General features: G+C 32.7%; 2 protein-coding genes. One reads left to right on the forward strand and one right to left on the reverse strand.

Features of this window, described 5'->3' with window-relative positions; all coding sequences use genetic code 11:
• The coding region (locus tag CN326_RS24880; protein ID WP_218007858.1) for a hypothetical protein at window positions 1-200 on the forward strand (200 nt) is incomplete at its 5' end.
• On the opposite strand, the gene CN326_RS24885 is transcribed toward CN326_RS24880, so the two are convergent.
• A partial coding sequence (locus CN326_RS24885; RefSeq protein WP_218007859.1) for a hypothetical protein occupies window positions 181-370 on the reverse strand: 190 nt, incomplete at its 5' end. The genes CN326_RS24880 and CN326_RS24885 overlap by 20 nt on opposite strands.

Consider the following 370-nt stretch of genomic DNA (forward strand, 5'->3'; position numbering starts at 1 on the left):
AAACCAAGTCAGATTTGACAATGCTGAATAAAATGAAAACATCTTTTATTAATGGGAAGCCAAAGTTCAATAAAACGTCCAAAGAACAACAAATGGGGCGATACAAAACCAATGGAATTGCAAAGATAAAAAGAATGCAGGAAAACCAATCAGTTGGGCAATTGAAGACCACGGGGATTACTACATTTTTAAATGTTTAATAGATATTGAAGAGAACCAAAATAAAAACTTCAGTAAATCCGATGGTGTCATTGGAGTAGACTGTAATTTTGACCACTTTGCTTGGTCAAACATCAATAAACAAGGACAACTAATAAAAACGGGTGTATTATCCTTTGATATTGTAGGTAAAACATCAGAACAAATTACT

The sequence above is a fragment of the Bacillus sp. AFS018417 genome (assembly GCF_002560985.1).
GTDB lineage: Bacteria > Bacillota > Bacilli > Bacillales > Bacillaceae_G > Bacillus_A > Bacillus_A rhizoplanae.